General features: G+C 65.8%; 20 protein-coding genes. 9 read left to right on the forward strand and 11 right to left on the reverse strand.

Annotation, left to right across the window (positions count from 1 at the left end):
• The first annotated feature begins 10 nt into the window (after nucleotides 1-10).
• From JKG68_RS05770 to JKG68_RS05780, 3 genes are all read left to right on the forward strand, one after another.
• On the forward strand, nucleotides 11-682 hold the full coding sequence (locus JKG68_RS05770; RefSeq protein ID WP_202056860.1) for an LON peptidase substrate-binding domain-containing protein: 672 nt from the start codon (nucleotides 11-13) through the stop codon (nucleotides 680-682).
• A gap of 11 nt (nucleotides 683-693) precedes the next feature.
• Nucleotides 694-909, forward strand: a complete 216-nt coding sequence (locus tag JKG68_RS05775) for a Trm112 family protein (RefSeq protein ID WP_190846049.1) — start codon at nucleotides 694-696, stop codon at nucleotides 907-909.
• A gap of 83 nt (nucleotides 910-992) precedes the next feature.
• The gene (locus JKG68_RS05780) at nucleotides 993-1,361 is read left to right on the forward strand and encodes a 5-carboxymethyl-2-hydroxymuconate Delta-isomerase (protein WP_202056862.1); all 369 of its coding nucleotides are present in this window, start codon (nucleotides 993-995) and stop codon (nucleotides 1,359-1,361) included.
• Between the two features lie 7 nt (nucleotides 1,362-1,368).
• On the opposite strand, the gene JKG68_RS05785 is transcribed toward JKG68_RS05780, so the two are convergent.
• Nucleotides 1,369-2,244, reverse strand: a complete 876-nt coding sequence (locus JKG68_RS05785) for an HpcH/HpaI aldolase/citrate lyase family protein (protein WP_202056864.1) — start codon at nucleotides 2,242-2,244, stop codon at nucleotides 1,369-1,371.
• Between the two features lie 67 nt (nucleotides 2,245-2,311).
• Between JKG68_RS05785 and JKG68_RS05790 the strand changes: the two genes are divergently transcribed.
• Together JKG68_RS05790 and JKG68_RS05795 are read left to right on the forward strand one after the other, a co-directional pair.
• Entirely contained in the window at nucleotides 2,312-3,049 is a 738-nt protein-coding gene (locus JKG68_RS05790) for a DUF429 domain-containing protein (protein ID WP_202056865.1), read from the forward strand.
• 3 nt (nucleotides 3,050-3,052) lie between these two features.
• Nucleotides 3,053-4,006, forward strand: coding sequence for a threonine/serine dehydratase (locus JKG68_RS05795; RefSeq protein ID WP_202056866.1), 954 nt, complete (start codon nucleotides 3,053-3,055; stop codon nucleotides 4,004-4,006).
• Here the strand turns inward: JKG68_RS05795 and JKG68_RS05800 are convergent.
• On the reverse strand, nucleotides 3,996-4,628 hold the full coding sequence (locus JKG68_RS05800) for a LysE family translocator (RefSeq protein ID WP_202056867.1): 633 nt from the start codon (nucleotides 4,626-4,628) through the stop codon (nucleotides 3,996-3,998). The genes JKG68_RS05795 and JKG68_RS05800 overlap by 11 nt on opposite strands.
• A 156-nt stretch (nucleotides 4,629-4,784) precedes the next feature.
• Here JKG68_RS05800 and JKG68_RS05805 point away from each other — a divergent pair, with 156 nt between their 5' ends.
• Both JKG68_RS05805 and JKG68_RS05810 read left to right on the forward strand, forming a co-directional pair.
• Nucleotides 4,785-5,462, forward strand: a complete 678-nt coding sequence (locus tag JKG68_RS05805; RefSeq protein ID WP_202056868.1) for a carbonic anhydrase — start codon at nucleotides 4,785-4,787, stop codon at nucleotides 5,460-5,462.
• 45 nt (nucleotides 5,463-5,507) lie between these two features.
• Nucleotides 5,508-7,118, forward strand: a complete 1,611-nt coding sequence (locus JKG68_RS05810) for a glycoside hydrolase family 43 protein (protein ID WP_202056869.1) — start codon at nucleotides 5,508-5,510, stop codon at nucleotides 7,116-7,118.
• A 36-nt stretch (nucleotides 7,119-7,154) separates the two neighbouring features.
• Here JKG68_RS05810 and JKG68_RS05815 read toward each other — a convergent pair whose 3' ends face one another.
• The 3 genes from JKG68_RS05815 to JKG68_RS05825 all read right to left on the reverse strand — a co-directional run bounded on the left by JKG68_RS05815 (nucleotide 7,155) and on the right by JKG68_RS05825 (nucleotide 10,304).
• Nucleotides 7,155-8,105, reverse strand: coding sequence for a LysR substrate-binding domain-containing protein (locus tag JKG68_RS05815; RefSeq protein WP_312890740.1), 951 nt, complete (start codon nucleotides 8,103-8,105; stop codon nucleotides 7,155-7,157).
• 418 nt (nucleotides 8,106-8,523) lie between these two features.
• Complete coding sequence (locus tag JKG68_RS05820; RefSeq protein ID WP_202056872.1) at nucleotides 8,524-9,555, reverse strand: aspartate-semialdehyde dehydrogenase; 1,032 nt, start codon at nucleotides 9,553-9,555, stop codon at nucleotides 8,524-8,526.
• A 266-nt stretch (nucleotides 9,556-9,821) separates the two neighbouring features.
• Nucleotides 9,822-10,304, reverse strand: coding sequence for a GNAT family N-acetyltransferase (locus tag JKG68_RS05825; RefSeq protein WP_202056873.1), 483 nt, complete (start codon nucleotides 10,302-10,304; stop codon nucleotides 9,822-9,824).
• Nucleotides 10,305-10,435: 131 nt separating this feature from the next.
• On the opposite strand from JKG68_RS05825, the gene JKG68_RS05830 reads away from it, so the two are divergent.
• A complete protein-coding gene (locus JKG68_RS05830) occupies nucleotides 10,436-11,230 on the forward strand; it encodes a hypothetical protein (protein ID WP_202056876.1) in 795 nt (264 codons plus the stop codon).
• Here the strand turns inward: JKG68_RS05830 and JKG68_RS05835 are convergent.
• Nucleotides 11,208-12,332 (reverse strand): sulfite oxidase, encoded by a 1,125-nt coding sequence (locus JKG68_RS05835; protein ID WP_202056878.1) that lies wholly within the window; start codon nucleotides 12,330-12,332, stop codon nucleotides 11,208-11,210. The two genes, JKG68_RS05830 and JKG68_RS05835, sit on opposite strands and share 23 nt — an antisense overlap.
• 140 nt (nucleotides 12,333-12,472) lie before the next feature.
• Between JKG68_RS05835 and JKG68_RS05840 the strand changes: the two genes are divergently transcribed.
• Complete coding sequence (locus JKG68_RS05840) at nucleotides 12,473-12,793, forward strand: hypothetical protein (RefSeq protein ID WP_202056880.1); 321 nt, start codon at nucleotides 12,473-12,475, stop codon at nucleotides 12,791-12,793.
• A 51-nt stretch (nucleotides 12,794-12,844) separates the two neighbouring features.
• On the opposite strand, the gene leuB is transcribed toward JKG68_RS05840, so the two are convergent.
• The 5 genes from leuB to JKG68_RS05865 form a co-directional block, all read right to left on the reverse strand.
• Nucleotides 12,845-13,951: a 3-isopropylmalate dehydrogenase gene (gene leuB / locus JKG68_RS05845; protein ID WP_202056885.1), complete on the reverse strand. Its 1,107-nt coding sequence runs from the start codon at nucleotides 13,949-13,951 to the stop codon at nucleotides 12,845-12,847.
• A 101-nt stretch (nucleotides 13,952-14,052) separates the two neighbouring features.
• Nucleotides 14,053-15,462, reverse strand: a complete 1,410-nt coding sequence (locus JKG68_RS05850; protein ID WP_202056886.1) for a serine/threonine protein kinase — start codon at nucleotides 15,460-15,462, stop codon at nucleotides 14,053-14,055.
• Nucleotide 15,463: 1 nt separating this feature from the next.
• Nucleotides 15,464-16,204 carry a metallophosphoesterase family protein gene (locus tag JKG68_RS05855; protein ID WP_202056887.1) on the reverse strand — a complete coding sequence of 247 codons (741 nt, stop codon included), beginning with the start codon at nucleotides 16,202-16,204 and terminating at the stop codon, nucleotides 15,464-15,466.
• Between the two features lie 59 nt (nucleotides 16,205-16,263).
• Complete coding sequence (locus tag JKG68_RS05860; protein ID WP_202056889.1) at nucleotides 16,264-17,454, reverse strand: lytic murein transglycosylase; 1,191 nt, start codon at nucleotides 17,452-17,454, stop codon at nucleotides 16,264-16,266.
• Between the two features lie 111 nt (nucleotides 17,455-17,565).
• Nucleotides 17,566-17,937, reverse strand: a complete 372-nt coding sequence (locus JKG68_RS05865; protein WP_202056891.1) for a cupin domain-containing protein — start codon at nucleotides 17,935-17,937, stop codon at nucleotides 17,566-17,568.
• Nucleotides 17,938-17,958: the final 21 nt, after the last annotated feature.

Below are 17,958 nucleotides of genomic sequence, written 5' to 3' on the forward strand. Positions count from 1 at the left end.
GGAGATCGGAATGGGAATGAACGCGGTATACCGGGGGCCAGAGGATTGCCCGTCGGTCATTCCCGTCTTCCCCCTTCCCGGCGCCCTTCTCCTGCCGCGCGGGCAGATGCCGCTCAACATCTTCGAGGCGCGCTACCTGGCGATGGTGGATGAAGCGCTCAGGGGCAGCCGGATCATCGGCATGGTGCAGCCCGATGCGGACAACGACCCTCATGCATCCGTGCCCAAACTCTATCGCACCGGCTGCGCCGGCCGCATCACCCAGTTCGCCGAGACCGGCGACGGCCGCTATCTCATCACCCTGATCGGCATCTCGCGCTTCAGGATCGAGGAGGAGCTGCCGCCGATCGACCTGTTCCGCCGGTGCCGCGTGACCTTCGAGCCCTTCGCCTCCGACTTCACGGCCCGCGCCGGGGAGAACGAGGTGGACCGGGCGGGGGTGGTCAAGGCCCTGCGCGATTTCGTCGATACGGTGCATGTGAAGGTGGACTGGCGCGGCATCGAGGAGGCGCCCAACGAGGCCCTCGTCAACGCCCTGTGCATGATGAGCCCCTTCGGCGTGCGCGAGAAGCAGGCGCTGCTCGAAGCGCCCAATCTCAAGTCCCGCGCGGAGGTTCTCATCGCGCTGACCGAGATCGAGCTCGCCCGCGGCGGCGTGGGCTCGGACTCGACCCTGCAATAGGAACAGCCCCGATGGTACCGGACACACCCGAGACGCCCCAGGCCGTGGAGGCCACGCGGATCGACCCCAAGCTCCTCGAGCTTCTCGTCTGCCCCCTCACCAAGGAAACCCTGGAATACGACGCGGCCCGCCAGGAGCTGATCAGCCGGCGGGCGAAGCTCGCCTACCCGATCCGCGACGGCATCCCGATCATGCTGCCCGAAGAGGCGCGGCCGCTGGGGGATTGAGCGCAGGCCAGCGGTTGTTCCGCCAGACGGTCTACGTTACACCGTGTCGGGTCATTTCGCCCCGCAACGGAGTTGCCTTCGCAATGCCTCACTTGCTTCTGGAATACACGAAGAACCTGAACCTCCTCGATGAGCAGGAGGTTCTATTGAGGCTCAACAAGGCACTCTTCGGATCCGGCCAGTTCGATGAGATTGACATCAAGGCTCGGGCCGTCGCCCTGGATGATTTTGTAATCGGCGTCACTCCGGCCGGGAGAGCTTTCGTTCATGCAAAACTCTCCCTATCCAGCGGCCGATCCCCCGAGGTGAAGCGTGATCTCTCCAGCGCCTTGCTTCAGGAATTGCGCAGCATCTTTTCAGGTCCCTCGAATCACCACATCCAGCTCTGCGCCGAAATCATCGACATCGACCGGGACAGCTACGCAAAGGATATGATCGCGCCGAGCTCATGAGCGGCGCTTAGGCTCGAGCTGCGATTGCCTCACCCAGCGCCAGCACGCGCCTGGCCATCTCCACATGGAGCCGCTCGACCATGCGGCCGTTATGGCTGACGGCGCCTTTGCCCGCATGTTCCGGCTGCTCGAAGAGCGCCACGATGGCGCGGGCGTTGTCCACCTCCTCGGCCGACGGCGCGAAGACGGCGTTGGCCGCGGCGATCTGATCCGGATGGATCAGGGTCTTGCCGTCGAAGCCGCAGTCGCGGCCCTGCTCGCATTCCGCCCGAAAGCCGTCGGCGTCGGACAGGCTGTTGTAGACCCCGTCGAGAATGTCGATGCCGTGGGCCCGCGCTGCCGCGAGCGCCGTCATGAGCCAGGGGAGCATCGCCGCGCGTCCCGGCAGCAGGCGGGCCCGGGTGTCCTTGGCGAGATCGTTGGTGCCCATGACCAGGCAGTCGAGGCGCGTGCTCGCATCGCGGGCCGCCCTGGCGATCGCCTCCACCTGGAGGATCGCAAGCGGCGTCTCGATCATCGCCCAGATTCGGGTACGCTCCGTTGCTCCGAGCCGGCCCAGGCCCACGGCCGCAAGCGTTTCCGCCGACGACACCTTCGGCACGAGGATCGCATCGGGCGCCGCCGCGACGGCGGCCGCGAGGTCGGCCTCGCCCCAGGGCGTCTCAGGGGCGTTGATGCGAATCACCAGCTCCCGCCGGCCATAGCCGCCCGCCCGCACGGCGGCGCAGACCTGCTCGCGCGCCTGAGCCTTCATGTCGGGCGCCACCGCATCCTCGAGGTCGAAGATCACCACGTCGGCTGCCAGGGTCTTCGCCTTCTCGATGGCACGGGCGTTCGAGCCGGGCATGTAGAGCGCGCTGCGGCGGGGACGGATCGTAATCATGATTTTTCCTTGGACGGCAGATCGGTTGTAATCCTCTCGCGAGCGTCCGCAATGGAGAAGCCAAACGATGTGGGTGGCAGGGGTCGACGGCTGCCGGGCCGGGTGGATTGCGGTGTTCATGCGGGCTGACGATCCGCGCACCCACCGCATCGTGACGGCACCGACGATTGCCGGCATCGTCGACGCGCCGGAAGGGCCTGCAATCGTTGCGGTCGACATGCCCATCGGCCTGCCTGACCGGACATCGGGCTCGGGCCGGCCCCCGGAGCAGCTGATCCGCCCGCTGCTGGGGCAGCGGCAATCCTCCGTCTTCGCCATTCCGTCACGCCAGGCCGTCGAGGCGGGAGATTACGGAGAGGCCTGCACGATTGCGGCCGCCACATCGGATCCGCCGCGAAAGGTGTCGCGGCAGGGCTTTGCCATCTTCCCGAAAATCCGCGAGATCGACGCGCTGCTGCGCGCCCGGCCGGATCTCGTGCCGAGAATCCACGAGGTGCATCCCGAGCTTGCCTTCTGGTCGCTTAACGGGTGCAAGGCCCTCGACCGGCCGAAGAAGGTGAAAGGCACACCCTTTGAAGCCGGCATGGCTCTGCGGCGGGATCTGCTCATGCGGTCCGGTCTCCTGCCCGACGAGCTGATCCATGCGCCCCCTCCCCGCGGCGCCGCCCGGGACGACCTGCTCGATGCGCTGGCGGGGTTGACCGTGGCGCTGGATCTCGCGAGAGGTGGAGGACAACCGTTTCCCGACCCGCCCGGCCGCGACGCCCACGGCCTGCCGGTCGCCATCTGGACGCTCCGCAGGTAGGTCATGAGCATCACACGCGCCGAGATCGAAGACGCCCACGCCCGCATCGCCTCCCATATCCGGCGCACGCCAGTCATGAGCCTCGGCAAGGCCTTCGGCCATGACGGGCCGGTGAGCCTGAAGCTGGAGTTCCTGCAGCATGCGGGCTCGTTCAAGACCCGCGGCGCCTTCAACGCCCTGCTGTCGCAGGAGGTGCCCTCAGCCGGCGTGGCGGCAGCCTCCGGCGGCAATCACGGCGCAGCGGTGGCCTATGCGGCCAAGCAGCTGGGCGTGAAAGCCCGCATCTTCGTGCCGGAGATCTCCAGCCCCGCCAAGATCGCCGTCATCCGCTCCCATGGCGCCGAGGTGGTGATCGGCGGCGCGCGCTATGCGGATGCTCAAGCAGCCTGCGATCTGCATGTGGCAGAGGCCGGTGCGCTTCGTGTCCATCCTTTTGCGGCGGAAGGCACCATGATCGGTCAGGGAACCGCCGCCCTCGAATGGGAGCAGGACGAACCCCATCTCGACACCGTCCTGGTCGCCGTCGGCGGTGGCGGGCTCATCAGCGGCGTCGCCAGCTGGTGGGCGGGCCGCGTGAAGGTGGTGGGCGTCGAACCGGAAGGCTCGCGCGCGCTTCATGCCGCGCTCGAAGCGGGCGGCCCGGTGGATGTGGACGTCGACTCGGTGGCTGCCGATTCGCTGGGAGCCCGCAACACCGGCGATCTGGTTTATTCGGTCTGCAGCAAGACGGTGGATCACGTGGCGCTTGTCACCGACGAGGCGATCCGCGATGCGCAGAGGCTGCTCTGGCAGGACTACCGCATCGCCTCCGAGCCAGGGGGCGCCGCGGCTCTGGCGGCGCTGGTCTCGGGCGCGTATAAACCCCGGTCAGGCGAGCGGGTCGGCGTGCTCCTGTGCGGAGCCAATGTCGAACTCGCAAAGCTTGCTCAGGTTGCCGAGGAAAGCGCTACCTCTTAGCCTCGAAGGCCATCCTCACGGCAAGTCCGCCCAGCACGGTGGCCATGCTCCAGCGTTGGACGACGATCCAGCGCGACTGCCCGGACAGGAAGACCGTGACGGCTCCCGCTGCTGCAATGATCAGCGAATACGTGACCACGGCGACAACGATCTGGGTCAGACCCAGCAGCACGGACTGCACGAGGACGTATCCGCGGGACGGGTCGATAAACTGGGGCAGAAGAGACAGGTAGAACAAGGCTGCCTTCGGGTTGAGGACGCTTGTGACCAGCCCCATGGTAAAAAGCTTGCGATTGCTGTCAGGCGGCAGGTTCCGCAGCTGGAATCCGGCGCGTCCGCTCGGCTTCACAGCCTGCCATGCCAGATAGAGCAGATAGGCGGCGCCAGCGAGGCGAAGCGCGTCATAGGCATAAGGAAGCGCCATGACGATCGAGGTGATGCCGAGCGACGTGGAGACGATGTAAAACAACGAACCGCCGGCAATCCCGGTCAGCGAGATGAAACCGGCAGCCCGTCCTTGGCAGATCGACCGTGAAACCAGATAGATCATGTTTGGACCGGGCGTCAGGGCGCTTGCCAACGCAATGATCGCTACAGCGGCGAGGGTTGAGGAACTCAGCATGGATGCCCTGTCGCAAGATTTGATACTACATTGCCTATCTTGAGCTTAACCGGAAGCCTGGCTTTGGCAAGGGTTATGGCAAGGGTTATGGATTGCCAATCACGTTCGGATCGGCCAAGTGATCAGCCAAGTGACGAGACAGACAAGGAGCACGACATGTTCCCGCAACGCCTGACCGAAGGCTATCGCGCCTTTCTCGACGAGCGCTTCCCGCGCGAGAAGAACCGCTTCGAGGCGCTTGCCGAAAAAGGCCAATCGCCGGAGGTGATGGTGATCGGCTGCTGCGACAGCCGCGTGTCGCCGGAGGTGATTTTCGATGCAAGCCCCGGCGAGCTCTTCGTGGTGCGCAACGTGGCCAACCTCGTGCCGCCCTTCGAGACCGGCGGCGATTATCACGGCACCTCGGCGGCGCTCGAGTTCGCCGTGCAGGCGCTCAAGGTCAAGCACATCGTGGTGCTGGGCCATGCCCGCTGCGGCGGCGTGCGCGCCTTCGCCGACGAGACCGCGCCTCTTTCGCCGGGCGATTTCATCGGCCGCTGGATGAACCTGATCAAGCCTGCCGGCGAACGGCTCGGGCCCCCTGACGGCGACCTCGAATCCTATCTGCCGCGCCTCGAACTCGCGGCCATCGAGAACAGCCTGAAGAACCTGATGACGTTTCCCTGCGTGCGCATCCTGGTGGAGCGCGGCAAGCTGCAGCTCCACGGCGCCTATTTCGGCGTGGCCACCGGCGTGCTGATGGTGCGCGATCCCGAAACCGGCGAGTTCAAGCCGGCGGTGGAGAACATGCCGGAGCGCGTGTCGATGTTTTCAGCGCGCCCGGTCGAGGGCTAGGACGCTCGAAGCCGCCCCGTTCCGCTCACGTCCAGGGAACTCCCGATGCCGACCATTCGCAATCCCATCCTGCCGGGCTTCAACCCGGATCCGGCCTTCTGCCGCGTGGGCGACGACTACTACATCGCGACCTCGACATTCGAATGGTATCCGGGCGTCCAGATCCACCACTCGCGCGACCTTGCGAACTGGCGCCTGGTTGGCCGTCCGCTCAATCGCCGGTCGCAGCTCGACATGCGGGGCAATCCCGACAGCTGCGGCGTCTGGGCGCCTGCCCTCACCTATGCGGATGGCCTGTTCTGGCTGATCTACACCGACGTGAAGCGGCGCCTCGGCAACTTCAAGGACACGCACAACTACCTGGTGACCGCGCCCTCCATCGAGGGTCCGTGGTCCGACCCGGTCTATATGAACTCCTCCGGCTTCGACCCGTCCCTGTTCCACGACGAGGATGGCCGGAAGTGGTTCGTCAACATGGTCTGGGACCACCGCCGCCGCCGCAGCTCCTTCGACGGCATTCTGCTCCAGGAATACTCAGCCACCGAGCAGCGCCTCGTCGGCCCCATCAAGAACATCTTCAAGGGCAGCCCGCTCGGGCTCGTCGAAGGGCCGCATCTGTGGAAGCGGAACGGCTGGTACTACCTGACGGTGGCCGAAGGCGGCACCGCCTACAACCATGCGGTCACGATGGCGCGCTCCCGCACCATCGACGGCCCTTACGAGCTTCACCCCAACGCGCATCTGATCACCAGCAAGGACGCCCCGGACGCCCCGCTCCAGCGGGCGGGCCACGGCTTCTATGTGGAGACATCCACGGGCGAGGTGTTCCACACCCATCTGTGCAGCCGGCCGCTGCCCGGAACGCGGCGCTCGCCGCTCGGCCGCGAGACGGCGATCCAGCGGGTGGTGTGGAACGAGGATGGCTGGCTCTATCTGGCGCAAGGCGGGCAGGTGCCGGCCCTCGAGGTCGAAGGCCCCGATCTTCCGCCGCATCCGTTTCCGCCCGAGCCCGATCGCTACGACTTCGACGACGGGGAGCTTCCGTCCGTGTTCCAGTGGCTGCGCACGCCCGAGCCGGACCGGATCTTCTCGACCACGGCCCGGCCCGGTCACCTGAGGCTCTATGGGCGCGAGTCCATCGGCAGCTGGTTCGAACAGGCACTGGTGGCCCGCCGTCAGACCTCGTGGATCTATTCGGCCGAGACCTCGGTGGAGTTCCAGCCCGAAACCTATCAGCAGCTGGCAGGCCTGATCTGCTACTACGACCGCGCCCGCTTCCATTACCTGGCCGTCTCGACCGGAGATGACGGAGGGCGCGTGCTTCAGGTCATCTCCTGCCTTGGAGATCACCCCGACGCGCTGATGACCTACGCGTTGGAGAGCGACCTGCCTCTGCCGGCAAGCGGCCCGGTTCATCTCGGCGTCGACGTCCGACAGGCGGAGCTGCAGTTCCGCTGGTCGATGGACGGCGTGACCTGGACGCCCGTCGGCCCGGTTCTCGATGCGAGCATCCTGTCCGACGAGGCGGGGCCGGGTGCCCACGGCTCGTTTACGGGAGCGTTCGTGGGCATGGCCGCCCACGACATGACGGGCCGAGCCCTGCCGGCGGATTTCGATTTCTTCCGCTATCGTGAGAAGCCCTCGAGCACGATCTGATCGCCGCGCACAGACGATGCCGAGGGTCCTGCGTAATCAGTTCGCCAGCGAGACGGAGCGCTCTTCGCGCTCCTTCTGATCCCGTTCAGAGGGCGGGATGCCACACGGACCCGCTGCCAGCTCGCAACCGCAGGACTCATCGAGCAGAAATTCACGCATGGCGACGAGCCGGGCGTCGTCGACGAGAGCCCCGGGCCAGAGGGCCACGAAGGTGGTCGAAGCCATCATCCTGACGTCCCCGAAAGGTCGGACGAGCCGACCAGCCGCGAGTTCCGCGTCGATCATCGGGGAGCGGCCGAGCACCAGACCCGCTCCGTCGATGGCGGCACGCAACGCAAGGCCAAAATGGCTGAAGCGGGGACCGTGCGCTTCTTCGCCCTCGAGGCCCAGGAACTTGAGCCAGACGTTCCAGTCGAGTTCCGGCCTTACCGGACTGAGATCCGCATCGCGATATCCATCCTCGCGCAGCAACGCATGATGCTTCAGGTCTTTGATGGAAAGCCTGCCATCGCCATCGAGCAAAGCGGGGCTGCAGACGGGGAACACCTCCTCCCGAACAAGAGGCATGCTGGTCGCGCTCAGATGGGCCTTTGCCGAAGGCTGCGCCACAATGGCAAGATCGACACCGTCACGGGCGAAATCCGGCATGTTCTCCATCGCGGCAATCCGGACCTCGATCCGAGGGTGACGAATGGCGAATCGGCCGAGCCTGGGAACAAGCCACCATGTAGCAATCGATGTGGGCGCGGAGACCGTGAGAAGCCCCGTCTGACCACGGGTCCTGACGCGATGCACTGCCGCGCGGATGTGCTGGAGGCCATCGGACACCCCGGCAAGCAGGGTCCGTCCATCCTCGGTCAGCTCGATCCCCGGATTGTTGCGCCGGAACAGCCGGCATCCGAGATGCGCCTCGAGCTGCCGCACCTGATGGCTGACAGCGCTCTGCGTCACGCATAACTCGTCGGCGGCTTGGGTTGAAGCTGAGATGGCGCGCCACGGCCTCGAAGGTGCGAAGCCAAGGCAAGGGCGGAAGAGGCGAAGATCGGCCCGTCAAAAGCACCTCATGAATCTGGCTCATGCACTGGTGAGAAAGTGCCATTCGCCACTCCCACCATCAAAGCCTAGCTTCTCTCGAACAGTGTTTCAAGAGAGGCTCGTCATGAGGATGCTTCATGCCTGGAAGGCAATTCGCTGCTTCGTACGCAATTGGAGAAGCAGCAGACCTCGAATCCTTTCGTCCGATCTCCAGCGTTTGAACGATTACATCCTGCGCGACATCGGACTTGAGCAGCACCCGGGAAGCCGGACCAAGGACCGGTGGCGAAGGGAACCAACGCCCGCCCATGAATCTGAGGATCGCCAGCAATGAAAAGGCCGCCCGGAGGCGGCCTTGAGGAGGAGCTTTTTAGGCCGCCTGCTTCTTCGGCTTCAGCAGGCCGCGATTGGCCATGGCTTCGGCGATCTGCACGGCGTTCAGCGCCGCGCCCTTGCGCAGGTTGTCGGACACGCACCAGAAGGATAGGCCGTTCTCCACCGTGATGTCCTCGCGGATGCGGGAGATGTAGGTGGCGTCCTCGCCCGCCGCCTCGTGCGGGGTGATGTAGCCGCCGGGCTCGCGCTTATCGATCACCAGAACGCCCGGCGCCGAACGCAGGATATCCCGCGCCTCGTCGGCCGAGAGCGGGTTTTCGAACTCCACGTTCACGGCTTCCGAGTGGCTGATGAAGACCGGCACGCGCACGCAAGTGGCGGTGAGCTTGATCTTCGGGTCGAGGATCTTCTTCGTCTCGACCATCATCTTCCACTCTTCCTTCGTGTACCCGTCCTCCATGAACACGTCGATATGGGGGATCAGGTTGAAGGCGATGCGCTTCGGGAACTTCTTCTCCTGCACATCCTGGAGCGAGTAGAGCGCCTTGGTCTGGCGGTCGAGTTCGTCCATGCCGTCCTTGCCGGCGCCGGAGACCGACTGGTAGGTGGCCACGACCACGCGCTTGATGGTGGCGCGCTCGTGCAGGGGCTTCAGGGCCACGACGAGCTGGGCGGTGGAGCAGTTCGGGTTGGCGACGATGCCCTTCTTGATCTCGCGCAGGGCCTCGGCATTCACCTCGGGCACCACCAGCGGCACGTCCTGGTCGTAGCGCCAGGCGGAGGAGTTGTCGATCACTACGGCGCCCTGGGCCGCGATCTTGGGCGACCACTCCTTGGACACCTCGCCGCCGGCCGACATGAGGCACAGATCGACGTCGGAGAAGTCATAGGTGTCCAGCGTCTTGGTCTTCAGGATCTTGTCGCCGTAGGAGACTTCCGACCCCTGGCTGCGGCGGGAGGCCAGCGCCACCACCTCGTCGGCCGGAAAGGCCCGCTCGGCGAGGATGCTCAGCATCTCGCGGCCCACATTGCCGGTCGCACCGACGACGGCGATCTTAAAACCCATTGGACTTCTCCTGTTTTGGCTCTCCCCGGAACCTAAAAACCCTGTTCGGGTGCTGCCTCTCGCCCCGTGGGGAGAGAGGACCGGGGACGACGAGGCTTATTCGGCCGTGGTTTTCACGGTCGTTGTGGCGGTTTTCGTTTTGCTCGTCGTAAAAGTGAGCAGCGCCATTGCCATCGTCCATCCAAAAGCCCGCTCCGGGCTTCGATCAGCGCCAGCAACACACCAAAGACACGCTTGCGTCAAGCGTTTCCTGGTGCGGCAAGCGTTCAACCGCCCGTCAGCACGTCGGTCGACAGGTTGAACCGGTAGAAGACCTTATTCATCCGCTCGGCCCCAAGCCGCTCGTAAAACGCCTGTGCGCCCGTGTTGGTGCCATCGGTGGTGAGATCGATGCGGGTGATGCCCCGGATGCGGGCGTAATCGGCAAGCCAACGCATCAATGCGGCGCCCACTGCCCGCCCCCGGACCGGCTCTGCGATGAAGAGCTCCTTCACGAAAAGAAGGCCCGTGAGCCGGAAGCCGGGCCTTAACAGCGCGAAACATGCCAGTCCCACCGGCTGACCATCGGCAAAGGCGAGCGCATATCGCGTTCCCTCCTGCTCGGTCATGGAGGCCTGCACCATGGCGAGGGTGTCCTCCACCGGGCAGGCTTGGCCTTCCCCGCCGTAGTGGCCTTCGAGCGCATGGACGAGTTTTGCGATGGCCCCTGCATCCTGCGGATCGGCGAGGCGGACAATGGTCTCGGGCATGCGGGCGCTCGTCAGGTTCGCGGGAAAAGGTAAGCTTTGGTTTACTTTGATTAGCAAAATCTTTCGAAACCCCGCCAGCGTTACGGTAGAACTTGTTGATGGGGTGATCCACGGGCTTGATTGGTTGAGCGATGCCGAGGGCGGGCTATGCCGAATGGGATGAGGACGACGCGTTCGACATGGTCGACGAACGCCCCTCCCGTCGCCTGAGGCGGACGCGCCTGCCCTGGCTGCGGATCGTCCTGATGTCTGCATGCAGCATCGCGGGTCTGGCCTACCTTGCCCTGGAGCAGGAGCGGACAGCCCGCCCGGCCGGGCGGGCAAAGGCCGTCCCGTCCTCCGTTCTGGTCACGCCGGCTCCAGCCTGGAAGCCGTTGGCGCCCTCTCCTGGGGTCTATGCGCTCGCCGGTGCTTCCGGCTCCGTCACCTCGGAGGCGCGTCAGCACACGAGCGGCGCGCGCGAGGATACGGTGGCCCTCGGGCGCTTCGGCGATTACCGCTACGCTCAGCTTGCCCTGGTTCAAGGTACGACCGAAGCCGCCGGAAGCTTCTACGTCGATACTGTTCGCCACGCGGCCAGGGCGGGCCTCGCCGTTGCGCATCAGGGACAAGGCCGGATGGTCGCGACCAAATTCGGCTCCGTGGAGGCTGCTCCCATGACGCTCTCCGGCAAAGGGGAGCAAGCCTGCCAAGCGTTCCGTTATGCAGACCCGGAGGCGGATTTCAGCTTCCAGGGCTGGCTGTGCGGATCCTCCGCTCCCGACGAGGCGCAGCTTGCCTGCTTCATTGACGGCATCGCGCTTACGGGCCCCGCCAGCCCTTCCCTGAGAGCGGTTTTCGCCCAGGCCGAGCACGGCCGCACGGATGCCTGCGGGACAGGCGCCCGCACCACCACGGTTGCCGTCAAACCTCCGGCCCGACCGTGATTGCCACCCGGTGCATGACGTTGCAGCCGTAGCCGTTCGGGTTCCAGTGGGCGGCGCGGAAGGGCTGGGCGCGGCCTTGGGCGTCCGTGGCACGGGCGAAGATCTCGTAGAAGCCGTCCCCCGGCAGGGTTAGCGAAACCCGCCACCGCACCCAATCGTAGCGGTTGCGCGGGGGCTGCATGTCGGCCGCCGTCCAGGTCGCGCCACCATCCGCCGTCACGTCGACCCGCGCCACCGTCTCGTCTCCGGCCCAGGCAGCGCCCCGGACCTCGACGGTTTGTGTCCCCTCGGGATAGCAGCTTCCATCGGCCGGCGCCGTGACGATGCTGCGAACAGGCATCGATTCGAGAATCCGGGTCTCCACGCCCTGCCCGTCCGAACCCGGCGGCAGCGGGTGCACCGGCAGGCGGTAGGACAGGCCCGTCATGCCCGGGCCGTCATGCTCCCGGTCGCGGATCCAGATCCGCTTGAGCCATTTCTGGCTCAACGATCCGGGCCAGCCCGGCACGACGAGGCGCAACGGGCCGCCGTGAATGAAGGGCAGCGGCTCGCCGTTCATGGCCCAGACCAGGAGCGTGTGATCCTCCAGGGCTTTTGCGATGGGCACCCCGCGGGACATGGCCTGCCGCTCGAAGCTCCCGGTCTTGTCGGGATCGGCGCCGAAGTGACCTGTGAACAGCGCCGCCTCCGTCAGGCCCGCCTCGCGCAGAACGTCGCCCAGCGACACGCCCGTCCATTCCGCGCAGCCGACCCCGCCATGGGTCCAGGGATTGCCCTCGGCCTTTGGCTCGAGGAAGGAACGGCCGTTGCCGCCGCATTCCAGCACCATGCGAAAGGTCTTGTGGGAGAAGCGTTTCTTCAGCTCCGCCAGGGTCAGGTGCAGCGGCCGCTCCACCTCGCCGTCGACCGTGAAAGTCCAGGCCTCCGCATTCTCCGCAGGCTCGGGCAGCAGGCCGTTGTTGCGCACGAAAAAGCGCGACAGCGGCGTCGTCTCGTCGTCGAGAAACTCCTCGGGGGTCTCCGCCACCAGCGGCACCTCGCCCAAGGGGCTCAAGTCCTCCTTGCCGGCAAGGGCAGCATCGGTTCGAGGCTTGTCCTGCATGGGTTGCCTTCCTGTCACCTGCTTGTGAACGGCATGATTCGACGGAACCATTTTAAGAGGGTCGCCTTGTTCTGACAGTGTTTGAACTTTGTCATGGCGCACCACCGAAAGGTTGGCGCGCCGCTGTTGGAGATTGACCTATGCGCCGCTTCGCACTTTTGGGTCTGGCTTCGCTCGCTGCGCTCACGACCGTCTCGGTGGTGGACCACGCGCAAGCCCAGGACCGTCCTCTTGTCCTGCGCGTTCAGCCCCGCAGCTTCCTGGACCCCGGCCCTGTAGCGCCTGTGGGAACCCTCAACCGTTACGTCACGCAGCCGCAGCTGTCCTACATGACGAACCCGCCCTGGAGCCACCAGCGCGACCGCTTCGGCGAGGGCTCCCTGCCGGATCCGATCGGCGGACCTTTCGTGGGCGCCCGCAACCCCTTCGACGATGTGGAGACCACCGGCTCCATTCCGTAACGATGGTTTTTTAGACAAAGCCCCGGGTGCTGCCCGGGGCTTTGTCTTGTCTTAGGACTGAGCCTCCAGCTCCTTGACGATGGCGTCGCCCACATCCTGGGTGCCGACCGCATTCATGCCGGGACCTGCGATGTCCTTCGTGCGGGTGCCGGAGGCCAGCACGTTGGCGATGGCCGTGTCGAGGCGGTCGGCTTCGTCGGTGAGGCCGAAGGAGTAGCGCAGCGCCATGCCGAAGGAGCCGATCATGGCGATGGGGTTCGCCAGCCCCTTGCCGGCGATGTCCGGCGCGGAGCCGTGGACCGGCTCGTAGAGGGCTTTCCGCTTGCCCGTGGCCGGATCCTCAGCGCCAAGCGAAGCGGACGGCAGCATGCCGAGCGAGCCGGTGAGCATGGCGGCGATGTCGGACAGAATGTCGCCGAACAGGTTGTCGGTGACGATCACGTCGAACTGCTTCGGCCAGCGCACCAGCTGCATGGCGCAGTTGTCGGCCAGCACGTGCTCGAGCTCCACGTCGGAGAACTCCGCCTTGTGGATGCGGGTGACCACCTGGCGCCAGAACACGCCGGTCTTCATCACGTTGAATTTTTCCGCCGAGGAGACCTTGTTGCGGCGCTTCTTGGCGAGATCGAAGGCCACGCGGGCGATCCGCTCCACTTCGTGCGTGTGGTAGAGCTGCGTGTCGACGGCGCGCTGGGAGCCGTCCTCGAGGGTCACGATCTCCTTCGGCTCGCCGAAATAAACGCCGCCGGTGAGCTCGCGCACGATCATGATGTCGAGGCCTTCCACCACCTCGCGCTTGAGCGAGGAAGCATCGGCGAGCGCCGGGTAGCAGATCGCCGGGCGCAGATTCGCGAACAGGCCGAGATCCTTGCGCAGGCGCAAGAGGCCGGCCTCGGGGCGGACCGCATAAGGCACCGTGTCCCATTTGGCGCCGCCGACCGCGCCGAAAAGCACCGCATCGGCCGCTTGAGCCAGCTTCATGGCGTCTTCCGAAATCGCCGCGCCGTGCGCGTCGTAGGCCGAGCCGCCGACGAGATCCGTCTCGGTCTCGAAGCCGACGCCGCGCTTGCGGAACCAGCCCACAATCTTCTCGACCTCGCGCATGACCTCGGGGCCGATGCCGTCGCCGGGGAGAAGGAGAAGCTTGTGCGTTGCCATGGGAAGACCCCTGTTCTGTCGTGGGAGAATGCAGGGCTCTTAAAAGACCGAATGGGCTGCTTGGCAAGCATTTGTCGCGTTGGCCGTTAAACCAAGGCCGTTCAGCCGTTCTCCGCCCGCCGGTCCTTGGGCGTCCTGACCACGGTGACGGAGCACGGCGCTTCCGCCACCACCTGGGACGAGACGCTCCCCAGGTAACGGCGCAGGGCGGAGGAGGCCCTTGCGCCGATCACGATGTGGTCGACGTTATTGTGGCGGGCGTAATCGACGAGCGCCGCTGCCGGATCCGGCGCCTCCAGCACGCTGTAGGAAATCCGCTCCTTGGGAATGTCGAGGGAGGCGCCCCAATGCCTGAGCTGCACGAGCCGCTGCACATGGAGGCTGCGCCCCTCCTCGTCCTCCAGGATATCGACGGCGATGCGCGAGGTCTTCAGGACGTTGACGCAGGCGATGCGGGCCTCGGTCTCGATGGACAGGATGCGCCCGACCATCATGCGCAGGGAATCGGCAAGATCCTCGCTTCCGGGCGAGAGATCGACCGCCGCGAGCACGATGGGCGCACGGGACAGCTGGCCTGCGATATTGGGGCTTTCCAGCGGTTGGGCCTTACGGGCCTTGAGCCAGCGCCGGAAGGTTTTCATGCCGCCGTCTTTTTCGAGCCGCGTGGCACGCTCGGTGAGCCTGACCTGCTCGGGGTTTTCCAGGTCCAGCGCGAGCTGGGCCGCCGTGGCGTAGCGGTCGGCCGGGTCAACCTCCAGGCAGCGCAGGATGACCTCCTGCAGCCACGGCGGGCAGTGCGGGTTCAGGGCCCGCGGCGGAACCGGATTGCGCCACAGGCGCCGGCGGATCTGACCGCCGCGAGGCGTGCCATAGGGCCGCTCGCCGGAGACGAAGAAGTACAGCATCACGCCGAGCGCGAAGAGATCGCTGCGCGGATCGGCCCTGTCCTGCAGCACCTGCTCCGGAGCCATGTAGGGGGTGGTGCCGAACGGCTCGCGGAACTCCTCGGCCAGAAGATCGGGCAGACGCTCGTGACGGGCGAAGCCGTAATCGATGAGAACGACCTCGCCGGTCTCGCGGATCATGATGTTGCTCGGCTTCACGTCGAGATGAATCACATGCTGGAGATGGAGATCGTGCAGCGCATGAGCGACCTTGGCGCCGATCCCGGCCACCTCCGTCCAATCCAGGGGCACCTCCTCAAGGCGGCTTTTGAGGGATTGGCCCGGAATCCGCTCCATGACGATGTAAGGCATGGGATCGAGGGGGCCTGCCGCCACGAAGCGCGGCACGTGCGGTCCGGTGAGGCGCGGCATGATCATCTGCTCCGTCTCGAAGCAGACGATGGGCAGGGGATCGTCGCCGTCGACCAGGAGCGGGATCTTCATGACGAGCGGGACCGGATCGTCAGGACGGGACACCGTCCAGAGCTGCGCCATGCCGCCGGTGCTCAAGTGCTCCTGGAGTTCGAAGCCGTCGATCACGGTTCCCGGGCTCAGGCGCCAGCGCATGCTAGCGGCCCTGCTCGAGGCGCAGCGCCAGCTTCTCCGGCAGCCCGGCCTCCCGCACCTTGCGGGCCGCCGCTGCTGTGTCATAGGGAACGCGCAGATAGCGCAGGGTCTGGCGGGCCGTGTCGAAGACGGCATAGTTTGCCGCCGCAACCCCGTCCCGCGGCTGCCCGACCGCGCCGACCACCGCAAGCCAGGCGCGGGTCGCAAGGAGCGGGATGTCGTTGTTGGCGACCGGCGCGAAGGTGCCGATCTTGGCGGTCGTGCTCATGTGGTAGAGCATGGGCACATGCACATGCCCGCAGAAGGTGACATGGGCCTCCACCCGGCTGAAATGGTGAACCGCCTCCATGGGCCCGGACATGTAGTCCCAGTTGCGCGGCGCATAGCCGTTGGCGTGAACATAGAGAACGCTTCCCTCCTCATGGGTGAGGGGCAGGCCCTCGAGGAACCGGCGCTGCTCCTGGCCGAGCTGGCCACGGGTCCATTGGATCGCCTCCCGGGCGAGGCTGTTCATGTCCTCGTCCGAGCCGTCGATGGCAGCGTCGTGATTGCCCAGGAGCGCGACGGTGCCTTCCGCCACAAGGGTCCTGACCCGATCGACCACCCAGGCCGGGTCGGCGCCGTAGCCCACATAATCGCCGAGAAGGATCAAGCGGTCCGCCCCGAGCAGGCGCGCATGCGCGAGACAGGCCTCGAAGGCCTCTCGGTTGCCGTGGATATCGGTCATGATGGCGATCAGCATGGGGGCAGTACAACCCCAAACACACCGCCGCCGCAAGCTGGCCGATGGGCGGCGGGGGTTTAACCCCGCAGCGCCTCCAGCACCTTGCCGCCGGGGCGTCCGCGCGGTTCGAGGCCGATGCGGCGCTCCACGTCCTTGATGGCCTCGCGGGTCTTGGCGCCGATCTTGCCGTCCGGCTCGCCCACATCATAGCCGCGAGCGGTCAGGAGCTGCTGCAGCTCGCGGCGCTGGGCGCGGGACAGGGGCGGATCGTCGGTGGGCCAGGCGGTCTGGATGCCCGGCAGGCCCTTGAGACGGTCGCCCAGGATCGCGATGGCCAGGCCGTAGGACTCGGCGGCGTTGTAGGAATAGACCGCGTCGAAGTTCTTGGTGACCAGGAAGGCCGGGCCGTTGACGCCTGCCGGGATGATGATGCCGGCGGCATAACTGCCCGAGAGCGGGCGCCCGTCGACGCGGGTCACGCCCATGGCGGCCCAAGTGCCCAGCGGCTTCTTGTTCTTGCGCCCGGCAAGGCCTGCGTTGAAGCTGGCCGGCAGGCGCACCTCGTAACCCCATGGGAGGCCATTCACCCAGCCGGCTTTCTTGAGGAAGTTGGCGGTCGAATGCACCGCATCCGGCACGGAGGCCATGATGTCGCGCCGCCCGTCGCCGTCGCCGTCGACGGCAAGGCGCTGGAAGGTGGACGGCATGAACTGGGTGTGGCCGAAGGCGCCTGCCCACGAGCCACGCAAGTTTGCCGGGTTGATGTCCCCGTCCTGCACGATTTTCAACGTGGCCATCAGCTCGCCGGTGAAATACTCGCGCCGGCGCGGGCCGTAGCAGGCAAGCGTCGAGAGCGACTGCACGAGAGGCCTGCCGCCGATATCCTTGCCGAAATTGGATTCCACGCCCCAGACGCCTGCGATCGCATGACGGTCGACGCCGAAGCGCGCTTCCGCCGCAGCCAGAGCCTGGCCCCATTGCCGCATGGCGTTCCGGCCGTCCTGCACCCGCTCCTCGTCGACGAGGGCCGAGAGATAGTCCCAGATTGCCGTCTTGAACTCCGGCTGGTTGTTCATGAGATCGAGGATCGTCAGATCCGGCGTGACGCCGCGGGTCGCGACGTCGAAAGCCTGGCCGGACACGCCTTTGGCGGCAGCCTGGCTGCGCAAGGAGGCAAGGCACGAGCCGAAATCGGCCTGGGCCGACGCCGGCGTCGCAAGGCAAAGGCCTGCGAGAGCGAGGAGAGTGGGGGCGAGAACATGCTTCATGCCCGCGAACTTGCAGGCAATTTGGTTAATCTTATGGAAACGGGGCTGCAGCTCACGCTTTTGTCATGCTCGCCCCAGACTGCCCGCCCCAGACTGCCCGTCTCCTGCAGCTCAGCCGAGTTCAGGATCAGGAAGGTCAGTCTGGATCCAGCGGTCACTGACGTGGATATCGGTGGTCTCGAGAACACCTGGGCCGAGATTCTTGAACTTGTGCGGAACTCCAGCCGGTCCGAAGACGATCTGGCCCGCTTCGCACGAGAAGGTCTCGTCACCGACCGTGAAAAGCGCTCGCCCCTGACGGATGATGAAGATCTCGTCGTAGGGATGCACGTGCCATTTCGGCCCGACGCCCACCTCCTCGGTCGCATAAAAGAGCACGGTGACGCCGGTGCCGAGCGTATGCCCTTCGACACGCCCCTTCCAAAGATCAGGGTGTGAGGCCCAGTCTGCACGATTGATGACCTGGGGCTTGCCTTTTGTCATAGTCGATCCGGCTAGAGTTGA

The sequence above is a fragment of the Microvirga aerilata genome, assembly GCF_016743775.1.
Taxonomy (GTDB): Bacteria; Pseudomonadota; Alphaproteobacteria; order Rhizobiales; family Beijerinckiaceae; genus Microvirga; species Microvirga aerilata.

What these genes read in the sequence shown, in the direction of transcription:
- JKG68_RS05795 (WP_202056866.1), top strand. Translation starts at nt 3,053, where the DNA reads ATGAGCATCACACGCGCCGAGATCGAAGACGCCCACGCCCGCATCGCC.
- JKG68_RS05820 (WP_202056872.1), bottom strand. Translation starts at nt 9,555, where the DNA reads ATGGGTTTTAAGATCGCCGTCGTCGGTGCGACCGGCAATGTGGGCCGC.
- JKG68_RS05790 (WP_202056865.1), top strand. Translation starts at nt 2,312, where the DNA reads ATGTGGGTGGCAGGGGTCGACGGCTGCCGGGCCGGGTGGATTGCGGTG.
- JKG68_RS05855 (WP_202056887.1), bottom strand. Translation starts at nt 16,204, where the DNA reads ATGCTGATCGCCATCATGACCGATATCCACGGCAACCGAGAGGCCTTC.
- JKG68_RS05860 (WP_202056889.1), bottom strand. Translation starts at nt 17,454, where the DNA reads ATGAAGCATGTTCTCGCCCCCACTCTCCTCGCTCTCGCAGGCCTTTGC.
- JKG68_RS05770 (WP_202056860.1), top strand. Translation starts at nt 11, where the DNA reads ATGGGAATGAACGCGGTATACCGGGGGCCAGAGGATTGCCCGTCGGTC.
- JKG68_RS05785 (WP_202056864.1), bottom strand. Translation starts at nt 2,244, where the DNA reads ATGATTACGATCCGTCCCCGCCGCAGCGCGCTCTACATGCCCGGCTCG.
- JKG68_RS05835 (WP_202056878.1), bottom strand. Translation starts at nt 12,332, where the DNA reads ATGCAGGACAAGCCTCGAACCGATGCTGCCCTTGCCGGCAAGGAGGAC.
- JKG68_RS05810 (WP_202056869.1), top strand. Translation starts at nt 5,508, where the DNA reads ATGCCGACCATTCGCAATCCCATCCTGCCGGGCTTCAACCCGGATCCG.
- JKG68_RS05865 (WP_202056891.1), bottom strand. Translation starts at nt 17,937, where the DNA reads ATGACAAAAGGCAAGCCCCAGGTCATCAATCGTGCAGACTGGGCCTCA.
- JKG68_RS05775 (WP_190846049.1), top strand. Translation starts at nt 694, where the DNA reads ATGGTACCGGACACACCCGAGACGCCCCAGGCCGTGGAGGCCACGCGG.
- leuB (WP_202056885.1), bottom strand. Translation starts at nt 13,951, where the DNA reads ATGGCAACGCACAAGCTTCTCCTTCTCCCCGGCGACGGCATCGGCCCC.
- JKG68_RS05830 (WP_202056876.1), top strand. Translation starts at nt 10,436, where the DNA reads ATGCCGAGGGCGGGCTATGCCGAATGGGATGAGGACGACGCGTTCGAC.
- JKG68_RS05825 (WP_202056873.1), bottom strand. Translation starts at nt 10,304, where the DNA reads ATGCCCGAGACCATTGTCCGCCTCGCCGATCCGCAGGATGCAGGGGCC.
- JKG68_RS05840 (WP_202056880.1), top strand. Translation starts at nt 12,473, where the DNA reads ATGCGCCGCTTCGCACTTTTGGGTCTGGCTTCGCTCGCTGCGCTCACG.
- JKG68_RS05805 (WP_202056868.1), top strand. Translation starts at nt 4,785, where the DNA reads ATGTTCCCGCAACGCCTGACCGAAGGCTATCGCGCCTTTCTCGACGAG.
- JKG68_RS05780 (WP_202056862.1), top strand. Translation starts at nt 993, where the DNA reads ATGCCTCACTTGCTTCTGGAATACACGAAGAACCTGAACCTCCTCGAT.
- JKG68_RS05800 (WP_202056867.1), bottom strand. Translation starts at nt 4,628, where the DNA reads ATGCTGAGTTCCTCAACCCTCGCCGCTGTAGCGATCATTGCGTTGGCA.
- JKG68_RS05850 (WP_202056886.1), bottom strand. Translation starts at nt 15,462, where the DNA reads ATGCGCTGGCGCCTGAGCCCGGGAACCGTGATCGACGGCTTCGAACTC.